Below are 21,811 nucleotides of genomic sequence, written 5' to 3' on the forward strand. Positions count from 1 at the left end.
CTCATTAAAGTTAATCTAACTCAGTCATTTCTGACTTATTTTCGTATTTTTGACAGGTTAATTCCTTAACCCGCACGCTTGGTTTCTTGTCTATTCAGTTCTCAAAGGTCTTGAACTGTCCCCTCACGAAAACAGCTCCTTTATTCTATCAAACCCCTACCCCTTTGTCAATACTTTTTGCGACCTTTTTTTCTTTTTATTAAGTTTTTTCAAATTTGAAAGTTCTAAAATGGAGTTGGCTAAAGTACCGTATAGAAAAACACTTCAGAGAGACGGGTGTAATTCACTCGTGATTCTACTCCATGCTTAATGACAAGTTTATAGTTGGTAGAGTTCCTTAAACTGATAGCCTTAAAAACGCCTGCTTACGGGAAAAAAATTCTAATCGAAAAATTCTCTCGTAAACAAGCGTTGCATCGCTTTTTCCATTCCTTATGATGAGTGTTCCCGCTGAAGGAAAAACTCCTCCAGCGGTAGACCAGAGCTAGACTAAGATACTTATACTTACTAGTAGTATCCATCATCATAACACTCAACAAAATTGATGATCTTATACAAGTTCAATAATTGCCATTGGTGCAGCATCGCCGCGACGAGGTTCCGTCTTCAAGATACGAGTGTAACCACCATTGCGCTCGGCATAGCGCGGTGCAATATCATCAAAAAGCTTTTGAAGAGCAGTTGTTGAAGTATATTCATCACTTTCTTCGTTGTAGTTTTCAGATGCAATCTCGTTACGCACAAAAGCAGCTGCTTGACGGCGAGCATGTAAATCACCACGTTTACCAAAGGTGATCATTTTTTCGACAGTTTTACGAATTTCTTTAGCACGAGCTTCAGTCGTTACGATTGATTCATTGATTAAGAGATCAGTAGTTAAATCACGAAGAATCGCTTTACGTTGAGAGCTAGTGCGTCCTAATTTACGGTAAGCCATCTTATCCTCCTATATTATTATTTATCATTTTTAAGCCCTAGACCAAGCTCAGCTAATTTTACTTTAACTTCCTCAAGACTCTTGCGTCCCAAGTTGCGAACTTTCATCATTTCAGGCTCTGTTTTTTCAGTGAGGTCAAATACAGTATTGATACCTGCACGTTTCAAACAGTTATATGAACGAACCGACAAATCAATCTCCTCGATTGTACGATCCAACACTTGGTCATTTGAAACACTTTCTGCTTCCTTCATGACTTCAGTTGTCTTAGCGATTTCAGTCAAATCAGTAAACAGGTTTAAATGCTCAATCAAGACACGCGCAGAGAGACCTAAGGCATCTTCGGGGATAATTGTCCCATTCGTCATAATTTCAATCGTCAATTTATCAAAGCCATCATTGCTACCAACGCGAGCTGGCTCAACTTGGTAATTAACTTTTTTAACAGGTGTGTAGATTGAATCTACTGCTAAAGTTCCTACTGGGGCACTTCCATTCTTATTGCCTTCTGCAGGAACATACCCACGATTCTTAGCAACAGTCATACTTGCTTTAAAGCTATGTCCCTCAGCAATCGTAAAGAGATAATGGTCAGGATTTACAATTTCGATATCACTATCCGTCAAAATATCACCTGCAGTTATTTCTGCTGGACCTTGGACATCAAGCTCAATCGTTTTTTCCTCATCAACGTAGGATTTTACAGCCAATCCTTTAATATTAAGGATAATTTGCATCACATCTTCACGGACACCCGGAATGGTATCAAACTCGTGAAGTACCCCATCAATTTTAATAGATGTCACCGCTGCACCCGGAAGTGAAGACAAGAGTACACGACGAAGAGAGTTACCTAGAGTTGTTCCGTAGCCACGTTCAAGTGGTTCGATAACAAATTGGCCATAGTCTTTATTTTCATCAATTTTTGTTATTGTTGGTTTTTCAAACTCAATCATTTAAATACTCCCTCAAAACGATGTAGTGTACGGTTAGTAAAATTCGTTACGATTATACACGACGACGTTTTGGAGGACGAGCACCATTATGTGGCACAGGAGTCACATCACGAATTGCAGTGACTTCAAGACCTGCTGCTGCAAGGGCACGAATAGCTGATTCACGACCTGAACCAGGGCCTTTTACAGTAACTTCAACCGTCTTCAAACCATGTTCTTGGGCTGACTTCGCGGCAGCTTCTGCAGCCATTTGAGCAGCAAATGGTGTAGATTTACGAGAACCCTTAAAACCAAGAGCACCTGCTGATGACCATGCCAAAGCGTTACCATGCACATCTGTAATCATAACAATAGTGTTGTTAAAAGTAGCATGAATATGAGCAACACCAGATTCGATGTTTTTCTTCACACGACGTTTACGTGTTGGTTTAGCCAATTTATTTACCTCCTATATTATTTTTTCTTACCTGCAATCGCAACAGCTTTACCTTTACGTGTGCGAGCATTATTTTTCGTGTTTTGTCCGCGGACAGGAAGTCCGCGGCGGTGACGAATTCCTCGGTAAGAACCGATTTCCATCAGACGCTTGATATTCATGTTTACTTCACGGCGAAGATCACCTTCAACTTTGATACTATCAACTTCACGGCGAATAGCATCTTCTTGATCAGTCGTCAAATCTTTAACACGGATATCTTCTGAGACACCAGCTGCTGCCAAGATCTTTTGTGATGTTGTCAAACCGATTCCGTAAATATAAGTTAGCGAAACCACTACACGTTTATCATTTGGAATATCAACTCCAGCAATACGAGCCATTTTTTCTCCTTTCTATCTTATCCTTGACGTTGTTTGTGTTTTGGATTTGATGGACAAATAACCATAACACGACCGTTACGACGAATAACCTTACAGTATTCGCAAATTGGTTTAACCGATGGTCTTACCTTCATATTTTAATCCCTCCAATTATTTCGATTATTTAAAGCGGTATGTGATGCGTCCACGTGTCAAGTCGTAGGGACTCATTTCAACAGTCACACGATCTCCAACCAAAATACGAATATAATTCTTGCGGATTTTACCAGAGACAGTTGCTAAAATCTGATGCCCGTTTTCAAGCTCAACCGTAAACATAGCATTCGGCATAGTTTCAACAACCTTGCCTTCAATTTCAATCACATCTTCTTTTGCCACGCAAAAGTACCCCCTAAATTTCGATTCGATTACCCCTGAAGACACAGGGGTAACAATTATAAGTCAGACTATACTATGATAACACAAGTTCAACGCTTGCGCAAGTAGGATAGCCAAATTATTTCAAGCCTGAAATTGCTTTGCTCACATCTTTAAAGACATCTTCGATATCTTGATCCCCTTCAATATCATAAACCAGATCTTGACGGCGATAATAAGCAATAATAGGCTGACCTTGAGCAATATTCACTTCTAAGCGACGTTTAACAGCCTCAGGCTTATCATCATCGCGTTGATAGTAGTCTTCTTCATTATAATCAGCAGGTGGGTTAAAGACTTTATGATAAGTTTCCCCTGTCTTGCGGTTGATAATACGCCCGCTCAACCGCTCAACCAATTTGCTGGAGGCGATCTCAATATTTACAACTGCATCCAGTTTTAAATCAAGCTCCTTCAAAATAGCATCCAGCACCTCTGCCTGTTCCAAAGTTCGTGGGTAGCCATCTAGCAAGAAGCCCTTTTCCTTGATATCCTCTTGTGCTAGACGCTCCTTGACAATACCGTTAGTCACTTCATCAGGTACCAAGTCTCCCTTATCCATATAGGATTTTGCCAACAATCCTAACTCTGTTTGGTTGGTGATTGCAGCGCGGAACATATCCCCTGTTGAGATATGGGCCACCCCAAACTGCTCAACAATTTTAGCAGCCTGAGTACCTTTGCCTGCCCCTGGCAGTCCCATGATTAAAAGATTCATAATCGTCTCCTTATTTTGTTTTTAAATAAGCCTACCAGTCTGGCAAGCTTATCAAAAAACAAAATAGAAAGGTTGACAATGTCAACCTGTATTCTATTCTGCATTCATAAATCCAACATATTTTTTCTTAAGAAGATAGCCTTCCAATTGCTTCATTCCTTCAATACCAGTTGAAATTAAGATAAGCAAACTAGTTCCTCCCAAAGCAACAGCCGATGATAAATTAAAGACTTGCTGCGCAATAATTGGGATTAGAGCGATAAAAGCTAAGAAAAGCGAACCAATTGTTGCTAATTTTTTCAACAAGGACGAAAGATACTGTTCCGTCTCGCGGCCAGGCCGAACACTTGGAATATAGGAAGCGTTTTTCTGCAAATTTTCTGCTGTTTTTTCTGGATTAACCTGAACAAAGGTATAAAAGAACGAGAACAAAGCAATTAACACTGCATAAATCGCCATACCTGTTGGCGATTGATAAGAAAACAGTTCCTGCAAGGTGTCTAACCAAGGAATATTTGTGTTGGTACTTTGAAGGAAAGTGATAATTGAGCTTGGAGCAGCCGTAATCGAACTAGCAAAGATAACAGGAATAACTCCTGCAGGATTAACCTTCAATGGCAAGTACGAACTTGTCGGTGCCCCTTGTGCCAATTTAGTATATTGGATTGGAATTTGATATTCAGCTTGTTGTACAAAAGTAGTAAAAAAGATGATAACCAAAACTGCAAAGATGAGCAAGCCAACATAAATCAGAGAATTCGTCATCTGTCCAGATTCAACATTCACAAAGTATTCATTGTAAATGGACTTGATAGCATCTGGAATCTGGGCAATGATCCCTGCAAAGATGATCATAGAGACCCCATTACCAAAACCTTTATCAGTAATCTGGTCACCCAGCCATGTCACAATGACTGTACCAGTTGTTAATATCAAGCCTACCGTAAGATAAGTTTTTAGGCTAGGATTGGCTAAAAGTTGCGAACTAGCCAGAACATTAAAGCCTGCGGTAATGGAAACCGATTGAACAAATCCCAGAACCAGTGAGATATACCGTGTCGCCTGATTAAGTTTACGGCGGCCAACTTCTCCCTGTTTACTCCACTCAACAAAGCGAGGATAGATGTCCATCTGTAAAAGCTGAACAACAATGGAAGCAGTGATATAAGGACTAACCCCCAATGCGAAGATCGAGAAGGACCCCATAGCACTACCACTAATCAAATTGAGCATATTAAGGAAGGGTAAGTCCTTCATATTCTCAAGGCTTGTCGCATTGACTCCTGGAACCGTAATGTGCGCACCAATACGGAAGACCAAGATAATGAAAATTGTAAAGAGGATTTTTCTCCTGACATTTTTCAAGCGCAATGCTTCAAATAATAATTTAAAGAACATAATGAGTACCCCTCATTAGATGACTTCGATTGAACCACCTTTAGCAGTTATAGCTGCTTCAGCAGATTTAGAGAATTTAGCCGCTTTAACGGTCAATTTCTTAGTCAACTCACCATTACCAAGGATTTTAACACCTGATTTTTCAGCACGAACAATACCAGCTTCTTTCAGAGCAGCTGGTGTTACTTCTGCGCCATCCTCAAAAGCATTTAATTGATCAAGGTTTACAATGGCATATTCTTTAGCGTTGACATTAGTAAAACCGCGTTTTGGCAGGCGACGGAACAATGGTGTTTGTCCACCTTCAAATCCTAGGCGAATACTACCGCCGCTGCGAGCCTTTTGACCCTTTTGACCACGGCCTGCGGTTTTACCATTACCTGATGATGTCCCACGTCCTACACGGTTACGAACCTTGCGAGAGCCTTGAGCTGGTTTCAATTCATGAAGTTTCATGTCTAATTTTTTCTCCTTTTTTGTAAAATGCTAGCGCCTTTGAGAAGGGAAAAGGACTCTCCCCAAAAACTCGCCTATACATTATCTCTTAATTTAGTATAAGTCGCAAAGAAAAACCTTGCGACTTATTATAATTTTATTTTACATCTTCTACAGTCACTAAATGAGAGACCGTATTGATCATACCACGAACAGCAGCATTATCTTCTTTGACAACTGAGCTGTTCATTTTGCTAAGTCCAAGAGCCACAACTGTTTTACGTTGTTCTGGTTTACGGCCAATTGGAGACTTAGTCAAAGTAACTTTAATTTGAGCCATAGTAATCTCCTTTCTTAGCCTAGATCAGAAACTGAAATACCGCGAAGAGCAGCTACTTCATCTGCACGCTTCAATTGCTTCAAACCTTCAACAGTTGCACGAACGATGTTGATAGGGGTATTTGACCCAAGTGATTTAGATGTCACATCAGCAATACCAGCCAATTCAACAACGGCACGAACAGCACCTCCTGCAGCAACCCCAGAACCTTCAACAGCTGGTTTCAACAGTACACGTGCCCCACTGAAGTTTGTATAAACTTCATGAGGGATAGTAGTACCAACCATAGGAACATCAATGAGGTTCTTCTTAGCAGCTTCGACTGCTTTTCGAATAGCTTCCGGTACTTCTTTAGACTTACCTGTCCCGAAGCCAACGCGACCATTACGGTCACCTACAACAACAAGTGCTGCAAAACGCAAGTTACGTCCACCTTTTACAGTTTTAGAAACTCGGTTGATGGCAACGACGCGTTCTTCAAATTCATTTGCATTGTCTTTAAACGCCATGTTTTTGTGTCCTCCCTATTAGAATTTCAATCCGTTTTCACGAGCTGAGTCAGCCAAAGCCTTCACACGTCCGTGATAGAGATATCCACCGCGGTCAAACACCACTTCAGAAATACCTTTAGCTACTGCGCGTTCAGCAACAAGTTTACCAACCACAACGGCTTGCTCTGTCTTTGTTCCTTTAGAAACTTCCTTGTCAAGAGTTGAAGCACTTGCGAGCGTTACACCCGCTACGTCATCAATTACTTGAGCGTAGATGCCTGTATTAGAACGAAATACGTTCAAACGTGGGCGATCAGCAGTTCCAGAGAGTTTTCCGCGAACACGACGATGGCGTTTTTGGCGGATTTTATTTTTATCTGGTTTCGAAATCACAATTTTCACCTCTTAAATTTCTATGATGAGTTAGTTTGAGCCAACTCTCGTCAATTTAGAGAATGACAGATAGCAGAAAAAATCTGCATCTGACACCATCTATTATTTACCTGTCTTACCTTCTTTGCGGCGAACATATTCACCAACGTAACGAATACCTTTGCCCTTATAGGGTTCTGGTGAACGAAGACCACGAATGTAAGCTGCTGTTTGACCAACAACTTCTTTGTTGATACCCTGAACCACGATTTGCGTTGGACTTGGTAGTTCAAACGTGACATTCTCTGGAGCTTCAACTTCGTCTTGGTGTGATTTACCAACAGAAAGCACAAGCTTAGAGCCCTGAAGCTGTGCACGGTAACCAACCCCGCGCATTTCCAGTTCTTTCTTAAATCCTTCAGAAACACCGACCACCATATTGTTGAGGTTAGCACGGGTCGTTCCGTGGATTGTTTTCATTTCTTTGGAGTCGTTTGGACGATGAAGAGTTACTTCATTACCATTAACTCTAATTTCGATGTTTTTGTTAAACTCCCGAGTGAGTTCACCTTTAGGTCCTTTTACAGTTACTACATTGTCCTTGTTACTGAGTTCAACTCCAGCAGGCAATACAATAACTTTATTACCAATGCGTGACATATTTTCTTTTCTCCTGTTAAATTATCAGGCCGCTTTAAGCGACTAGTTTTCACGGGGTGCTCATGATACAAAGGGCGTCAAAAACCGAAGTGAAAATAGGAAACTTGACGCAGAAACTCAGGTTTCTAGGAAAGTTTATCTTTTTCACACAGGTTTTAGCCCGTGTTCAATGAGCAAGTTTGTTGGCACCTCTTACGAGATTACCAAACGTAAGCTAATACTTCGCCACCAACGTTCTTCTGACGTGCTTCTTTATCTGTCAAAAGACCTTCTGATGTAGAAATAATTGCAATTCCAAGGCCATTAAGAACCTTTGGAAGTTCTTCACGTTTTGTGTAAACACGAAGACCTGGTTTTGAAACACGTCTCAAGTTAGTGATAACACGTTCACCGTTTTGACCATATTTCAAGAAAACACGGACGATCCCTTGTTTGTTGTCTTCAACAAATTCAACATTCTTCACGAAACCTTCGCGTTTAAGGATTTCTGCAATCCCGTTTTTGATCTTTGATGCAGGTACTTCAAGCACTTCATGTTTTGCTTGGTTAGCATTACGAATGCGTGTCAAAAAGTCTGCAATTGGGTCAGTCATAACCATTAAATTATTCTCCTCTTACTAGTAGTTTGAAGCTCTCACTTGCTAGTTAAATTGATACAAAGGGCGGTAAAAACCACCGCAAAAATAGGAAACTCGACGCAGAAACCTCAGTTTCTAGAAGAGTTTGTCCTTTTCGCACAGGCTTTTCCCCGTGCTCACATCAGCGAACAAGATTTGTATCATGTTAGTTGAACTCGCCCCATGAACCGTGCAAAATAGATAGATCGACTTGTTTGCAAGCAAACTTCCTCGATTTCCTAATTTTGCTTTGTTCATCACGAGCTTAGTATCATGTTATTTGAGTTCGAGTGACTACCTGTACAAAAAAGAGACGCATCTGTTCTAGCTTTAGCTAGATTACAGATGTGGCCACCTTTAGGTGTAAAATTTCCTAGAGTCTTCAGACTCTCCGTCGATTCTCCTATTTTTGTTTTGGTAGCTTAACGCTCTCACATCATGTTTTTACCAAGACGCTTTTGTTACGCCTGGAATTTGACCTTTATATGCCAATTCACGGAAGCAAACACGGCACAGTTTAAACTTGCGGTAAACAGAGTGTGGACGGCCACAACGTTCGCAACGAGTATAAGCTTGCGTAGAGAACTTCGCTTTGCGGTGGTTCTTAGCAATCATAGATTTTTTAGCCAATTTATTTACCTCCTAATTTATTTTGCAAAAGGCATTCCAAGCCCCGCCAACAATTCACGTGACTCTTCGTCAGTGTTAGCAGTTGTTACAATAACAATATCCAGACCACGTACTTTATCAACATCATCAAAATTGATTTCTGGAAAAATCAATTGTTCCTTAATACCAAGTGTGTAATTTCCGCGTCCATCAAAAGATTTTGTTGGAACACCATGGAAGTCACGGACACGTGGAAGAGAAACAGAAACCAATTTATCCAAAAATTCATACATGCGTTGACCGCGTAATGTGACTTTAGCACCGATTGCTACCCCTTCACGAAGGCGGAAGCCGGCGATAGATTTTTTCGCTTTGGTAATCAATGGTTTTTGACCTGAGATAAGTGCTAGCTCAGCAGCAGCTTTTTCCAGATTTTTAGCATTGTTTACAGCATCACCAACACCCATGTTAAGAACGATTTTCTCAACTTTAGGAACGGCCATAACTGATGAGTAGTTAAATTTTTCTGTCAAAGCAGGAACCACTTCATTAGTGTATTTTTCTTTAAGACGGTTAGCCATTTATACTTTTCTCCTTTCCTTCGTGATTAATCAAGCACTTCGCCCGATTTTTTGTTGTAACGAACCTTTTTGCCGTCAACAAACTTATAACCGACACGACCAGCAACACCGTTCTTATCAAGAACCTGAACGTTAGATACATGGATAGGCGCTTCTTTTTCAACGATAGCACCCTGAGGGTTTTCATTGTTTGGCTTTTGATGTTTCTTGATCATAGCAACACCTTCAACCACAACCTTATTCACTTTTGGAAGTGCCTTAAGGACAACAGCTTCAGTACCCTTGTCCTTACCAGCAATAACACGAACTTTATCGCCTTTTTTTACAAACATTGAGTATTTCTCCTATTTCTTTCTTACGCCCTTTGACAGGGCACCCTAGATTGATAATCTAGGGGACTAGTTTGTTTTTATTGTTTTAGCAAGCAACTAAGGCGGAAGTTAGAGAACTTCTGGCGCCAAAGATACGATACGCATGAAGCCACCTTCACGCAATTCACGGGCAACTGGTCCGAAAATACGAGTTCCACGAGGTGTTTTATCATCACGAACCAACACAGCTGCATTGTCGTCAAATTTGATATATGAACCATCTGGACGACGAGCACCTGACTTAGTACGTACAATAACAGCCTTAACAACATCACCCTTTTTAACAGCTCCACCAGGGGCAGCTTGTTTAACGGTGGCCACGATAACGTCACCGATGTTAGCGAATTTACGCCCTGAACCACCGAGAACTTTGATGGTCAAGATTTCACGAGCACCGCTATTATCAGCAACTTTCAAGCGACTTTCTTGTTGAATCATTTCAAATGTCTCCTTTTAGTTTGATTAGATAATAACAGCTTCTTCCACTACTTCTACAAGACGGAAGCGCTTAGTAGCCGATAGTGGGCGAGTTTCCATGATACGGACGATATCGCCAGTTTTAGCAACATTGTTTTCATCATGTGCTTTATATTTCTTAGAATAGTTGATACGTTTACCATAGACTGGGTGGTTACGCTTTGTTTCAACTATAACAGTAATTGTTTTATCCATCTTGTCTGAGACTACGCGTCCAACAAGGGTTCTACGTTGATTACGTTCCATTATTAGATTAACTCCTTTCCCAATCTATTATTTCATTTCAGACTGCACAGTTTTCACACGTGCAATTTGTTTCTTGACTTCGTTCAAGCGAGCAGTTTGATCAAGTTGACCTGCAGCTGCTTGAAAACGAAGATCAAAAAGTTCTTTTTTCAGTTCGCTTTCTTTTTGAGCAAGTTCTTCTTGAGACAAGCCACGAAGCTCAGCGACAAACTCTTTGATTTCTTTAAGTTTCATGTCTTCTCCTTATTCTGCTTCACGCCTTACGAATTTAGTCTTAACTGGCAACTTGTGGCTAGCCAAACGAAGGGCTTCACGAGCGACTTCTTCAGAAACACCAGCGATTTCAAACATCACTTTGCCACGTTTAACTGGTGCTACCCAACCTTCAGGTGCACCTTTACCAGACCCCATACGTACCCCGATAGCTTTAGCAGTATATGATTTGTGCGGGAAGATTTTAATCCAAACCTTACCACCACGTTTCATATAACGTGTCATAGCGATACGGGCTGCTTCGATTTGGCGGTTAGTAATCCAGTGACTAGTTGTAGCTTGAAGGCCAAATTCCCCGAATGCTACCTCTTTGCCACCTTTTGCTTCACCGCGCATTTTACCGCGGAATTCACGGCGGTGTTTAACACGTTTAGGTACTAACATTTGTTATTTGCCTCCTTTAGTGTTCTTACGAGCTGGAAGCACTTCACCACGATAGATCCAAACTTTAACACCAAGTTTTCCATAAGTGGTATCTGCTTCTTCCCAAGCATAGTCAATATCTGCACGAAGCGTATGAAGTGGAACTGTACCTTCTGAGTACCCCTCAGCACGGGCAATATCTGCACCATTTAAACGTCCAGATACTTGTGTTTTAATCCCTTTAGCACCTGCACGCATTGTGCGTTGGATAGCTTGCTTTTGAGCACGGCGGAAAGCAACACGCTGTTCCAATTGGCGAGCAATACTTTCACCAACTAGATGCGCATCCAAATCAGGTGCCTTAATTTCAACAATGTTGATATGCACTTGTTTACCAGTCAATTTATTCAACTTAGCACGAAGCGCATCAACGTTAGCGCCGCCCTTACCGATAACCATACCTGGTTTAGCCGTGTGAAGAGAAACGATAACTTTATTTACAGCACGCTCGATTTCAATAGTTGAAACCGAAGCATCTGCCAATTCTTTATTAATAAACTTGCGGATTGCCAAATCTTCATGAAGGTAATCTGCGTATTCTTTTTCAGCATACCATTTCGCATCCCAATCACGGATGATTCCGACGCGCATACCAATTGGATGTACTTTTTGACCCACGATTTTACCTCCTTATTTTTCTGCTACAACTACTGTAACGTGAGTTGTGCGTTTGTTGATTGGTGAAGCTGAACCTTTTGCGCGAGGACGGAAACGTTTCATTGTTGGTCCTTCATTAGCGAAAGTCTCAGATACAACCAAGTTTGCCTTTTCCAAACCAAAGTTATTCTCTGCATTAGCAATTGCTGAATTAAGTGCGTTTTCAACAATACGAGCAGCTTTGTTTGGTGTGAATTTTAAGATTGCAATCGCATCAGCAACATTCTTGCCACGGATAAGATCAAGAACAAGACGTGTTTTACGAGGTGAAACACGCACTGTACGAGCCATTGCTTTAGCTGAAGTAATTTCTGCCATTGTGTCCTCCTCCTAATTAACGACGTGTTTTCTTATCGTCTGCAGCGTGACCTTTGTAAGTACGCGTTGGTGCAAACTCACCGAGTTTGTGACCTACCATGTCTTCCTGGATGTAAACTGGTACGTGTTTACGTCCATCATAAACAGCGATTGTATAACCAATGAAACTTGGGAAAATCGTAGAACGACGTGACCAAGTTTTAATAACTTTTTTCTTCTCTTCGTTTGCTTGAGCTTCGATTTTTTTCATCAAGTGCTCATCGACGAAAGGTCCCTTTTTAAGACTGCGTCCCATTTATATGTATTCTCCTTTAATAATAAACCACAGCGGCTTGGGAACAGGACAAGGCCCTAATCTAAGCTAATCCATCACCCTGCTCTCCACACAGCCGATCCGCAGTTTTTTTAGCTACGCTATAAAAACTCCCAGCAACCACTGTGTGAAACAAACAGTACCAATTAATCACCCTAAATTGCACCTTTTTCCTGACAAACCCTACCGAGCTGGCGGATATGTGATTACAGAATTTATTTTTCGTTGCGACGACGAACAATAAGTTTGTCTGATTTAGCTTTCTTATTACGAGTTTTAAGACCAAGCGCAGGTTTACCCCAAGGAGTAGAAGGCGCTTTACGGCCAACTGGTGCTCTACCTTCACCACCACCGTGCGGGTGATCGTTAGGGTTCATTACAGAACCACGAACGGTTGGGCGAACACCTTTCCAGCGATTACGGCCAGCTTTACCGAGATTGATAAGTGATTGTTGCTCATTACCAACTGTTCCAACCGTAGCGCGGCAAGTACCAAGAATCATGCGAACTTCACCTGATTGCAGGCGGACAAGAACGTATTTACCTTCTTGACCAAGAACCTGCGCAGAAGCTCCAGCTGCACGCACAAGCTCCCCACCTTTACCAGGCTTCAATTCAATATTGTGGATAACTGTACCAACTGGAATATTAGCAAGTGGCAACGCATTACCAACTTTTATATCTGCTTCTGGACCAGAAACGATACGTTGACCCACCTCAAGACCTTTCGGCGCAATGATGTAAGCTTTAACACCGTCAGTGTAGTGGACAAGTGCAATATTTGCAGTACGGTTTGGATCGTATTCGATTGATTTTACAACCGCTTCAACATTATCTTTATTGCGTTTGAAATCGATAATACGGTAGTGGCGTTTGTGCCCTCCACCATGATGGCGAACAGTGATGCGACCATTGTTATTACGGCCGGCTGTCTTGCTCAAGGGAGCAAGCAAACTTTTCTCAGGAGTGCTTGTAGTGATTTCAGCAAAATCCAAAGAAGTCATATTACGACGGCCATTTGTCGTTGGTTTATAAACTTTAATACCCACGTTTTATCCCTCCTTAGATTATTCAGCTTCAGCTGCAAACAACTCAATTGCTTTTGAGTCCGCTGTAAGCGTAACAATCGCTTTTTTAGTTTTACTCGTAAAACCTACATAGCGACCCATGCGTTTTTCTTTCGGCTTGACATTAACGACGTTAACACTTGCAACCTTAACCCCATCAAAAGCAGCTTCGACAGCTTGTTTAATCAAGAGTTTATGTGCACGTGTATCAACTTCAAATGTGTATTTGCCAGCTTCAAGATCAAGCATTGATTTTTCAGTAATAATAGGTTTTTTGATTACGTCGTACAAGTTCATTATGCAAGAACCTCCTCGATTGTAGAGATTGCGTCTTTTGTAACAAGAAGTTTGTCTGCATTTACAATGTCAAGAACACTTGCTGTTGTAGCAGTTGCAACTGCTACATTCGGAAGATTGCGTGCTGATAAAGCAGCAGCTTTGTTGTCTTCTTCCAAAACAACAAGCACTTTCGAATCAATGCTCAGTGCGCTTAAAACTTTTGCAAATTCAGCAGTCTTTGGTGCTGCAAATGAAAGAGCATCTACAGCAACCAACTTATCTTCAGCCACTTTAGCTGAGAAAGCTGATTTCAGAGCAAGGCGACGAACTTTTTGCGGGAATTTGTAAGCATAAGAACGCGGTGTTGGTCCAAAGACAACACCACCGCCACGCCATTGCGGAGAACGAATAGAACCTTGGCGGGCACGTCCAGTTCCCTTTTGGCGCCATGGTTTACGACCACCACCAGATACAGCAGAGCGATTTTTAACAGCGTGTGTACCTTGGCGAAGGCTAGCGCGTTGGCTGATAACCACATCAAACACTACTGATTCGTTTGGTTCAATACCGAAGACTGCATCGTTCAGTTCAACTGTGCTAACTTCCTTACCAGCTTGGTCAAATAGTTTTACGTTTGCCATTATAACTGTTTTCTCCTTTCCTCTTATTTAGCAGCTTTTACTGCAGATTTAATGGTGATAAGTGATTTCTTAGCACCTGGAACATTACCTTTGATCAAGATAACATTTTTCTCTGGAATAACTTGTACAACTTCAAGATTTTGAATAGTTACACGGTTACCTCCCATGCGTCCCGCCAAATGTTTGTTCTTAAATACGCGGTTAGGTGCAACCGGTCCCATAGAACCAGGACGACGATGGTAACGAGAACCGTGAGCCATAGGGCCACGAGATTGTCCATGGCGCTTGATGGCACCTTGGAACCCTTTACCCTTGGTTGTACCAGTTACATCAATAACATCCCCAGCTTCAAATTGTTCAACAGTCAATTCTGAACCAACTTCCAAGCCTTCAATGTTTTTGAATTCACGAATGAAGCGCTTAGGAGCCGTGCTAGCTTTTGCCACGTGACCTTTGGCAGGTTTGTTGCTCAATACCTCACGTTTATCATCAAAGCCAACCTGAACTGCTTCATAACCGTCTGATTCAACAGTTTTAACCTGAAGAACAACATTTGGTGCTGCTTCGATGACAGTAACAGGGATAAATTCACCAGATTCAGTGAAGATTTGAGTCATTCCCACTTTTTTCCCTAAGATTCCTTTTGTCATGAGAAAATATTTCCTTTACTTTATTTTTTAAAAAGTTTTTTACGAGCGTTTTTTGTGCTCAAAAATCAAACTTAAAGTTTAATTTCTACGTTAACGCCACTTGGAAGATCCAACTTCATAAGGGCATCAACAGTTTTCTGCGTTGGATTCACAATGTCAATCAGACGTTTGTGAGTACGCATTTCAAATTGTTCACGCGAATCTTTATATTTGTGAGTCGCGCGGATAACGGTGTAAAGACTGCGTTCGGTTGGCAGCGGAATTGGTCCCGCAACTGAGGCCCCCGTACGTGTAGCAGTTTCTACGATTTTTTCTGCCGCAGTGTCAAGAGTACGGTGTTCGTACGCCTTTAAGCGAATACGGATTTTTTTGTTTGCCATCTTTTCTCCTCTCGTCTATTTACGATAATAGGCTAGCTCCTCAAGAAAACCGACAGGCCACTGCGTGGCAATGCAGCCGAGCGTGTCGCAACCTCTTGTATCATAGCTAAAGCTGTTTTTTCACAGCACCACAATATAATACCAGAAATATCAAGGGTTGGCAAGGCTTTTTACCTTTTTTTAACAAAAAACTTATCCAGTCAACTACTGAATAAGTTTATAGGTGTAATAGCGTATATACAGAAATAGAAAGCGAAATATATTATCTGCTATCGTAGCTATCCACACAGCAGCTAAACCATAGCCCATACAAGATACCAGCAGATAACCTAAGCCGATCCTAATCACCCACATGCCTAGTGTTGTGGCATACAGGGGCAACTTAGCCCGTCCTAATCCCTGCCAAACAGCAGTATAAACTAGTGTGCCCGCAGTTGCTAAACTCCCAATAAAGGAATAGAAGATGACAACACTACTGCTAGCAAGAACAAGCGGATCATCGGTAAATAAACCAGACATTTGGGGGGCTAAAAGAAGAATGCCCCCACCAACGATCACCATCAATAAAACAGCCAGCCAGTATGCTTCACGTACTATGGCCTTCAAGGAACTATAATCCTCTTCACCCAAACAACGAGCTACTAAAATAACAACAGCGGTAGACACTCCCATACCGGGCATATAGTTGAATTGAGTAAGGGTTTCACCAATAGCATTGCCAGCAACAACCTTAGTCCCAAGACCAACGATCAAACTGACAACAAGAACATCACCAGCTCGCATCATTAATCTCTCACCTGAAGCAGGCAGAGCCAAGGCCAGTAGGTCACGATTCCATAGCCGACTAATTTTAAAATCTCGCATTTGCAAACGTGACGACCGCCATAAAATGACACAAGCAATTAAACGCGAAAAAACCGTCGCCCAAGCAACTCCAACAATACCCCAATGGCAAATAAAAACCGCTACTGCCGATAAAACGGCATTGATAAAGTTGGACAAAACACTAACATACATGGAAATGCGAGGACGACCTTGAGCCCTTAAAATATTCCCCATGACAGTCATCAAGCCCAAGGTGACAATGCCGCCCCCTACTATCGCTAAATAACTTCCCCCTGCTAGGCTCACTGCCCATTCAGTCCCTAGAAGCCTTAATAGATAGCGACCAGCAAGAATAGAGACTAAGCCAAGGAGTAAACTGAGGACCGTCGTCAATAAAAGAGCGTCCCAGATGTGTTGCTTACTCATCCTTTGATTGCCAGCTCCTAAACTTTTGGCAATCAAACTAGCTGCTGCACTCCCTAGAGCAATCAATACGGCTTGATAAATGGCTAAAATATTGTTAGCTACCGAAACACCTGATACTGCAATAATACCTATCTGAGCCACTAGGTAGTTATCAACAACTCCCATTAACATTTGCAAAAGGTTTTCAACTATAGCTGGCAGAGCCAAGGTCATAATTTGTCTTCGATGTCTCATATCATAAACAAAAAAGCCCAAGGGCTTTTCTTAAACTCCTAAATAGTTCTCTACAGCTTCCTGCATAGCAGTCATCGCTACAACTTTTTGGTGATGCACCTGTGCAGTCTTTAAACCAGCAACTGCGCGCGGAACAGCCACATCCGATAAGTGATAAAGCTCTTCCACAGCCTTGAAATCATCTCCGACATCCAATCCAGTGACAGCCGTAACAGCCACACGCGGAAACTTATAAGGACTAGCGGTTGAGGCAATTACAACAGGCGACCGATCACCAGTTTCCTTCCGATAAGCTTGATATACTGCCGAAGCTACCGCCGTATGTGGATCCTCAACATAATGCGACTGTTTATAAATCCGCTTTATCTCAGCTTCAGTTTCCTCTTCGGTTGCAAAACCAGCAGCAAACAACTCCAGAATATCTGTCCGGATAGGTTCCAAACTATATTCTCCTTGTTGACTCAAAGCATCCATCAATTCCTTAGTTTTCACCGCATTATTATCCAATATGTGAAAGATTAAGCGTTCCAAATTTGAAGAGACTAAAATATCCATAGAAGGACTGCTGGTTACCTTAAAGCTACGCTTTTTATCATAGGTACCAGTTTTGAAGAAATCCGTCAAAACATTATTTTCATTAGAAGCACAAATCAGTTTCTTAATTGGAACCCCAATATTGCGCGCATAGTAGGCCGCTAAGATGTTCCCAAAATTACCCGTAGGCACAGTAACATTGATAGTATCTCCATTGCGTATTTCTCCAGATTTTATCAGCTGTGCATAAGCATAGACATAGTAGACAATCTGTGGAACCAAACGCCCAATGTTCATCGAATTTGCTGACGACAGTTGCATGTGATTAGCTAGGAGCTTTTCACGCAAATTGGCATCATTAAACATACGCTTAACATCAGTCTGGGCATCATCAAAATTTCCTTCAATCGCAATTACATGTGTATTTGTACCAACCTGAGTAGTCATTTGAAGTTCTTGAATTTTGCTGACACCGCCTTTAGGATAAAACACAATAATTTCTGTTCCTGCCACATCTGCAAAGCCAGCCATAGCAGCTTTCCCAGTATCTCCAGAAGTTGCTGTCAAAATAACAATCTTATTATCTACCCCTTGCTTCTTAGCAGACGTTGTTAGAAGGTAAGGAAGAATAGATAGGGCCATATCTTTAAAGGCAATAGTAGACCCATGAAAAAGTTCTAAATTATACTGATTTCCTAGTTTAACTAAAGGAGCAACAGCAGGAGTATCAAACTTACTATCATAGGCATTGCTGATACAATAATCCAGCTCATCTTCAGTAAAATCATCTAAAAAGGCCGATAAAACCAATTTAGCTACCTCCTGATAAGAAGCGTTTTGCAGCTTATCGAAGTCAAGATTAATGTCGGGCGTAGTTAAGGGGGTAAATAACCCACCATCTGCCGCTAGCCCCTGTAAAATAGCCTGACTGGCTGTTACCTGATTGTCTTCATCTCGCGTCGATTGGTAAACTAATGTCATGATGTCATCCTCTTTTTGATAGTCTTTGAAATATTATAACACAGTTGTCAGAAAATTTGGAAGCCTACTTTTATAATGATTACCCAGCACAACTGCCTCCTTCTCATTCAATAGAAACAATAATTCGAGAATCGCAAATAAAAAAGACCGATGAGCACTCTCACCCAGTCTCCGCTGTATTTAATCCTTATTAAATTCCATCGTGCCTCCATCCTCGTCTTTCAAAGTTAAGCCTGAGGCCGTCTTTTTATAAGAAATTTGCTGCCCTTTCTCAAAATCACTCAAATCACTATCAGAATTGACCTTTGTAATTTCAATTTTGCCCTTAACACGATTAACCTTCCCTTCAAAAATAGCTCCTGTAACTAGACCTTTATCGTCATCATATTCAAAGCCATTTTCATCAACTTCCTCAGACAAAATTTTCTCAAAACCACTCTCATCGTAGCCGGCACCCTCAATCAGAGTATCCATCAAATAATTCCATTCATCAGTTGAGAAATCACTCTTATAACTAGAATAGGTAGAACTGTATTCTTTTTTTACAAGATCGTAGAAACTATCATAATCAACAGAATAGATGATCCTTGCCTTAACAACATCATCCTCGATTACTGTTTCCACAGCAAGATCATCACTAAAATCTGAATAATTTAGGCCGTCGATACCATCAAAACTAGTACCGGCTAGATTATCTTTCAAATCTGCTTGTAACTCTTTTACTTGATAACTTCCGTCGACATTTCCTGAGAGCTGACGGTAAACTAAAATTCCAACAGCAATTAAAATGACAGCTGACACAGAAGCTATAATACTCCAGACAATCTTCTTAGTATTATGAGGCTTCTGCGGTGCTACAAAACTTCCCTGCACAGATATCCCTTGTTGAACTGGCACACTACCAGAAATAGCTGTTCCTGTATAAGCAACTGGCTGCGAGGCCATTGAAGTTTGTCCAATTCCTCCTGCGACTGGAGTTGGTGAACCCGTGTTAAGGGTCGCTGAGTCTGCAGTCTCAGTATTAACTTGTTGATTTATCTGGGAATTAGTTGACTGGCTAGCTCGCGGATCAGGGATAGATGCTTGACCAAAGGTGGGATTCTGCTGGTGCTGCATCCCTGCTAGCTGTGTTGATGACGCAAGATTATCAACAGCTTGATCAGGGGTAGTTGTCGGTGATTTCTGAAACGCAGTCGTTTCTGAAGCTGAACCATACTGTTGTAGGGATTCTGACTCGGAATAATCAGGCACTTTATTAAAATCTTCTTGCGACATAGCGTCTCCTTTTATTTAACTATAAAATAAGTTTTAAACTTTAAAAATTCAGAATAATTTAAGTTTATCCTACCACGCTTTCCTTTTCCTGTCAAACCTACCTGCAAAAGACTCTCCTAGCGGAGGATATAAAAACTGAAGCCTATCCCAGACCCCAGTCTATTTCTCTAATTATCCTTGTCTAAATCAATGTTATCGTCTTTACCTTCAAGAACGATACCTGACGATGTCTTTTTATAGTGAATATCTTTTCCTTTTTCAAGAGCATTTATAGCATCCAATCCATCATCATCGTCTAGAAAATCTTCACTGCTGTAATAGTCAGTAATGACAATTGACCTTGACCAGCGATTAACATTTCCCTTGAATAAGGTTGCGGAAGCTGTGCCTGTCTTAGAATTATAACTAAACTCGTCTTCTCCGATAGAGTCTTGAATATTCGAATCAAATTCATCCAAGAATTCCTCCTTATTTGAAGGAAGTCCAGCCTTTTTTAACTCATCCGCACTGAAGTCATAGCTATCTATACCCTCTTTATAAGTTTTATATAACTTATCCCTATCAAAAGAGACCTTAACTGTCCCCACAGCTTTGTCACCATCAATTTTGACATCAAACTCAGCCTTCACTGTGTCACTGTCAAAGCTTGAACTGTCATAATCACTATCAGTTTCTTCTAATTTTTTTGAAAATTCCTTTTCAAGCGATGTTGCACTGTAATCTCCATTAATATTACCCGATATATAATAATAGAGGGTGCCGCCACCTCCAATTAGAACGAGAGCAGCAACAACAGATAAGATAATAGTTACAATCAGTTTAGTATTTGGCTGCTTCTGTGGCTGATTAGAAAATTGCTCCGGCATAGGCTGTTGAACAAAGCCTTGATTCATCGTATTTTGTGACACAACATTCTCCCTTTTGTTTTATTTAAGGAAATATTACCACTTATTCAACCAACCGTCAATCTTTTTAACTAATTAAATAAATAGCACGATTGTTCAAGGTGAAAATCCTCTAGTTAATTAATTACCAATGTCCCTTTTCCTAAACCAATACCAACCTACTGTCAAGTTAGACGCTAACAACAAGTTCATCAAGAATATCGAGCGCTAAGTTTTGGGTTTTAAAACTTCAAGAACTTCAAAGCAAAAAGCCTCATTGTTGTGAACATACAAATAGAGAAGACAAAGCCTGTCTTCTCTAAAGGTTAAAACAAATCACTCACTACAGTTGACAAATAATGATGGAGAGCCAAAATTATTTTTCCTTAATCTTGATATTGGTCGTACGATCTCGCAAAGTAACAGCATCTGATTGTTTAGCATAGGACATAGAATCACCTGTATTAAAATGCTTCAAGCTTTGCAAGCTATTGTCATTACCATTAGTATTATTCTGATAAAGCCCTTTGTTATAGGAAGAAATAACAATTTTTCTCGTCCAGCGGTTAACCTTCCCCTTAAAAATCGTTCCTGAAACCTCACCCGTTTCTTCCTTAAAACTCAATCCACTTGACTTCGCCCCTTGGGCAATCGTACCATTAAAAGTCTTGATAATATCCTCTTTTGAAGGGACCTGCTCCATGACCGCTTGCTTTATCTCGTCAGAAGCCCCCTCAAGTTCTGCGTTGACGGCAGCCATATATATATTATAGGCTTCCTCTCCATTAACCTTATAGCTGATTGTTGCTTTTGCTTGTTCATTATGGATATTAACATCAACATGGACATCAGTAATAATATCACTGTATTTGATGCCTGTATCGCCAACTTCTCCGCTGGCATCTTTTTTTATATTCTCTTCCAATGATGTTGCACGGTAATCGCCATTTATATCCCCCGAAAGGTAGCGATAGAAAGCTCCACCAGCTCCTAGCAACACTAAAATGAAAAACAGAGTGAGAACAACTCTTCCTGCCTTCGATTTTTTTTGAGGACGCCGCCTTCTCCTGCTAAAGTTCTGTTCCTGTCGTGTAGTCTGGTAAGTATTTCGTGCCATTCTTTTCTCCTCTTCAATATCATTAAAGGCCAGCTTATCATCTAAGCTGGCTACTGTCAATAAAAATTGATGATGTTTTCTATTTGTAAT

Annotated in this window: 34 protein-coding genes; all 34 read right to left on the reverse strand. The window is 41.0% G+C overall.

All coding sequences use genetic code 11. The features are described 5' to 3' along the window. Nucleotides 1-550: 550 nt before the first annotated feature. The 34 genes from rplQ to AC4HAL_RS09945 all read right to left on the reverse strand — a co-directional run bounded on the left by rplQ (nt 551) and on the right by AC4HAL_RS09945 (nt 21,721). Nucleotides 551-937, reverse strand: a complete 387-nt coding sequence (rplQ, locus tag AC4HAL_RS09780) for a 50S ribosomal protein L17 (protein ID WP_491094030.1) — start codon at nt 935-937, stop codon at nt 551-553. A 17-nt stretch (nt 938-954) separates the two neighbouring features. Beyond that, complete coding sequence (locus AC4HAL_RS09785; protein ID WP_491094031.1) at nt 955-1,893, reverse strand: DNA-directed RNA polymerase subunit alpha; 939 nt, start codon at nt 1,891-1,893, stop codon at nt 955-957. Nucleotides 1,894-1,945: 52 nt separating this feature from the next. Further along, a complete protein-coding gene (gene rpsK, locus AC4HAL_RS09790; protein ID WP_001118387.1) occupies nt 1,946-2,329 on the reverse strand; it encodes a 30S ribosomal protein S11 in 384 nt (127 codons plus the stop codon). A gap of 17 nt (nt 2,330-2,346) precedes the next feature. Next, complete coding sequence (rpsM, locus tag AC4HAL_RS09795; protein WP_447453098.1) at nt 2,347-2,712, reverse strand: 30S ribosomal protein S13; 366 nt, start codon at nt 2,710-2,712, stop codon at nt 2,347-2,349. 17 nt (nt 2,713-2,729) lie between these two features. Beyond that, nucleotides 2,730-2,846 (reverse strand): 50S ribosomal protein L36, encoded by a 117-nt coding sequence (rpmJ, locus tag AC4HAL_RS09800; RefSeq protein ID WP_002959355.1) that lies wholly within the window; start codon nt 2,844-2,846, stop codon nt 2,730-2,732. Nucleotides 2,847-2,871: 25 nt separating this feature from the next. Then, nucleotides 2,872-3,090 (reverse strand): translation initiation factor IF-1, encoded by a 219-nt coding sequence (gene infA / locus AC4HAL_RS09805; protein ID WP_001040189.1) that lies wholly within the window; start codon nt 3,088-3,090, stop codon nt 2,872-2,874. 118 nt (nt 3,091-3,208) lie between these two features. After that, nucleotides 3,209-3,847 carry an adenylate kinase gene (locus tag AC4HAL_RS09810; RefSeq protein ID WP_491094032.1) on the reverse strand — a complete coding sequence of 213 codons (639 nt, stop codon included), beginning with the start codon at nt 3,845-3,847 and terminating at the stop codon, nt 3,209-3,211. Nucleotides 3,848-3,940: 93 nt separating this feature from the next. Then, complete coding sequence (secY, locus tag AC4HAL_RS09815; protein WP_491094033.1) at nt 3,941-5,245, reverse strand: preprotein translocase subunit SecY; 1,305 nt, start codon at nt 5,243-5,245, stop codon at nt 3,941-3,943. A gap of 15 nt (nt 5,246-5,260) precedes the next feature. Then, nucleotides 5,261-5,701: a 50S ribosomal protein L15 gene (gene rplO, locus AC4HAL_RS09820; RefSeq protein WP_447453101.1), complete on the reverse strand. Its 441-nt coding sequence runs from the start codon at nt 5,699-5,701 to the stop codon at nt 5,261-5,263. A gap of 136 nt (nt 5,702-5,837) precedes the next feature. Then, nucleotides 5,838-6,020, reverse strand: a complete 183-nt coding sequence (gene rpmD / locus AC4HAL_RS09825; RefSeq protein WP_447453102.1) for a 50S ribosomal protein L30 — start codon at nt 6,018-6,020, stop codon at nt 5,838-5,840. A gap of 14 nt (nt 6,021-6,034) precedes the next feature. After that, nucleotides 6,035-6,529 carry a 30S ribosomal protein S5 gene (gene rpsE / locus AC4HAL_RS09830; protein ID WP_447453103.1) on the reverse strand — a complete coding sequence of 165 codons (495 nt, stop codon included), beginning with the start codon at nt 6,527-6,529 and terminating at the stop codon, nt 6,035-6,037. Between the two features lie 18 nt (nt 6,530-6,547). Further along, nucleotides 6,548-6,904, reverse strand: coding sequence for a 50S ribosomal protein L18 (gene rplR / locus AC4HAL_RS09835; RefSeq protein WP_003001342.1), 357 nt, complete (start codon nt 6,902-6,904; stop codon nt 6,548-6,550). A 102-nt stretch (nt 6,905-7,006) separates the two neighbouring features. After that, nucleotides 7,007-7,543, reverse strand: coding sequence for a 50S ribosomal protein L6 (rplF, locus tag AC4HAL_RS09840; RefSeq protein WP_491094034.1), 537 nt, complete (start codon nt 7,541-7,543; stop codon nt 7,007-7,009). Between the two features lie 200 nt (nt 7,544-7,743). Continuing rightward, nucleotides 7,744-8,142 carry a 30S ribosomal protein S8 gene (gene rpsH, locus AC4HAL_RS09845; RefSeq protein WP_447453105.1) on the reverse strand — a complete coding sequence of 133 codons (399 nt, stop codon included), beginning with the start codon at nt 8,140-8,142 and terminating at the stop codon, nt 7,744-7,746. 462 nt (nt 8,143-8,604) lie between these two features. Continuing rightward, on the reverse strand, nt 8,605-8,790 hold the full coding sequence (locus tag AC4HAL_RS09850; RefSeq protein ID WP_002959375.1) for a type Z 30S ribosomal protein S14: 186 nt from the start codon (nt 8,788-8,790) through the stop codon (nt 8,605-8,607). Between the two features lie 17 nt (nt 8,791-8,807). Then, nucleotides 8,808-9,350, reverse strand: coding sequence for a 50S ribosomal protein L5 (gene rplE, locus AC4HAL_RS09855; protein WP_447453106.1), 543 nt, complete (start codon nt 9,348-9,350; stop codon nt 8,808-8,810). Nucleotides 9,351-9,376: 26 nt separating this feature from the next. Beyond that, a complete protein-coding gene (gene rplX, locus AC4HAL_RS09860; protein WP_491094035.1) occupies nt 9,377-9,682 on the reverse strand; it encodes a 50S ribosomal protein L24 in 306 nt (101 codons plus the stop codon). A 108-nt stretch (nt 9,683-9,790) separates the two neighbouring features. After that, entirely contained in the window at nt 9,791-10,159 is a 369-nt protein-coding gene (gene rplN, locus AC4HAL_RS09865; RefSeq protein ID WP_491094036.1) for a 50S ribosomal protein L14, read from the reverse strand. Between the two features lie 24 nt (nt 10,160-10,183). Beyond that, entirely contained in the window at nt 10,184-10,444 is a 261-nt protein-coding gene (gene rpsQ, locus AC4HAL_RS09870) for a 30S ribosomal protein S17 (protein ID WP_447453109.1), read from the reverse strand. A 27-nt stretch (nt 10,445-10,471) separates the two neighbouring features. Further along, complete coding sequence (gene rpmC, locus AC4HAL_RS09875) at nt 10,472-10,678, reverse strand: 50S ribosomal protein L29 (RefSeq protein ID WP_447453110.1); 207 nt, start codon at nt 10,676-10,678, stop codon at nt 10,472-10,474. Between the two features lie 9 nt (nt 10,679-10,687). Continuing rightward, nucleotides 10,688-11,101 carry a 50S ribosomal protein L16 gene (gene rplP, locus AC4HAL_RS09880; RefSeq protein WP_447453111.1) on the reverse strand — a complete coding sequence of 138 codons (414 nt, stop codon included), beginning with the start codon at nt 11,099-11,101 and terminating at the stop codon, nt 10,688-10,690. Nucleotides 11,102-11,104: 3 nt separating this feature from the next. Then, complete coding sequence (rpsC, locus tag AC4HAL_RS09885; protein WP_447453112.1) at nt 11,105-11,758, reverse strand: 30S ribosomal protein S3; 654 nt, start codon at nt 11,756-11,758, stop codon at nt 11,105-11,107. A 12-nt stretch (nt 11,759-11,770) separates the two neighbouring features. Further along, nucleotides 11,771-12,115, reverse strand: coding sequence for a 50S ribosomal protein L22 (gene rplV / locus AC4HAL_RS09890; protein WP_491094037.1), 345 nt, complete (start codon nt 12,113-12,115; stop codon nt 11,771-11,773). Nucleotides 12,116-12,131: 16 nt separating this feature from the next. Continuing rightward, nucleotides 12,132-12,410 carry a 30S ribosomal protein S19 gene (rpsS, locus tag AC4HAL_RS09895; protein ID WP_447453114.1) on the reverse strand — a complete coding sequence of 93 codons (279 nt, stop codon included), beginning with the start codon at nt 12,408-12,410 and terminating at the stop codon, nt 12,132-12,134. Nucleotides 12,411-12,643: 233 nt separating this feature from the next. Further along, the gene (gene rplB, locus AC4HAL_RS09900; protein WP_447453115.1) at nt 12,644-13,477 is read right to left on the reverse strand and encodes a 50S ribosomal protein L2; all 834 of its coding nucleotides are present in this window, start codon (nt 13,475-13,477) and stop codon (nt 12,644-12,646) included. A gap of 18 nt (nt 13,478-13,495) precedes the next feature. Next, complete coding sequence (locus tag AC4HAL_RS09905; protein WP_447453116.1) at nt 13,496-13,792, reverse strand: 50S ribosomal protein L23; 297 nt, start codon at nt 13,790-13,792, stop codon at nt 13,496-13,498. Further along, nucleotides 13,792-14,415 carry a 50S ribosomal protein L4 gene (gene rplD / locus AC4HAL_RS09910; RefSeq protein WP_491094038.1) on the reverse strand — a complete coding sequence of 208 codons (624 nt, stop codon included), beginning with the start codon at nt 14,413-14,415 and terminating at the stop codon, nt 13,792-13,794. Before rplD ends, AC4HAL_RS09905 begins: the two co-directional genes overlap by 1 nt. Before the next feature lie 23 nt (nt 14,416-14,438). Continuing rightward, nucleotides 14,439-15,065 (reverse strand): 50S ribosomal protein L3, encoded by a 627-nt coding sequence (rplC, locus tag AC4HAL_RS09915; RefSeq protein ID WP_447453118.1) that lies wholly within the window; start codon nt 15,063-15,065, stop codon nt 14,439-14,441. A gap of 71 nt (nt 15,066-15,136) precedes the next feature. After that, the gene (gene rpsJ, locus AC4HAL_RS09920; RefSeq protein ID WP_002959404.1) at nt 15,137-15,445 is read right to left on the reverse strand and encodes a 30S ribosomal protein S10; all 309 of its coding nucleotides are present in this window, start codon (nt 15,443-15,445) and stop codon (nt 15,137-15,139) included. A gap of 204 nt (nt 15,446-15,649) precedes the next feature. Beyond that, the gene (locus AC4HAL_RS09925) at nt 15,650-16,930 is read right to left on the reverse strand and encodes an MATE family efflux transporter (RefSeq protein WP_491094045.1); all 1,281 of its coding nucleotides are present in this window, start codon (nt 16,928-16,930) and stop codon (nt 15,650-15,652) included. A gap of 30 nt (nt 16,931-16,960) precedes the next feature. Then, on the reverse strand, nt 16,961-18,445 hold the full coding sequence (thrC, locus tag AC4HAL_RS09930; RefSeq protein ID WP_491094039.1) for a threonine synthase: 1,485 nt from the start codon (nt 18,443-18,445) through the stop codon (nt 16,961-16,963). 180 nt (nt 18,446-18,625) lie between these two features. Next, on the reverse strand, nt 18,626-19,720 hold the full coding sequence (locus AC4HAL_RS09935; RefSeq protein WP_491094040.1) for a hypothetical protein: 1,095 nt from the start codon (nt 19,718-19,720) through the stop codon (nt 18,626-18,628). Between the two features lie 167 nt (nt 19,721-19,887). Beyond that, nucleotides 19,888-20,628 carry a hypothetical protein gene (locus AC4HAL_RS09940; RefSeq protein ID WP_491094041.1) on the reverse strand — a complete coding sequence of 247 codons (741 nt, stop codon included), beginning with the start codon at nt 20,626-20,628 and terminating at the stop codon, nt 19,888-19,890. 352 nt (nt 20,629-20,980) lie between these two features. Continuing rightward, complete coding sequence (locus AC4HAL_RS09945) at nt 20,981-21,721, reverse strand: hypothetical protein (RefSeq protein WP_491094042.1); 741 nt, start codon at nt 21,719-21,721, stop codon at nt 20,981-20,983. Nucleotides 21,722-21,811: the final 90 nt, after the last annotated feature.

The sequence above is a fragment of the Streptococcus sp. ELY_125 genome (genome assembly GCF_058314535.1).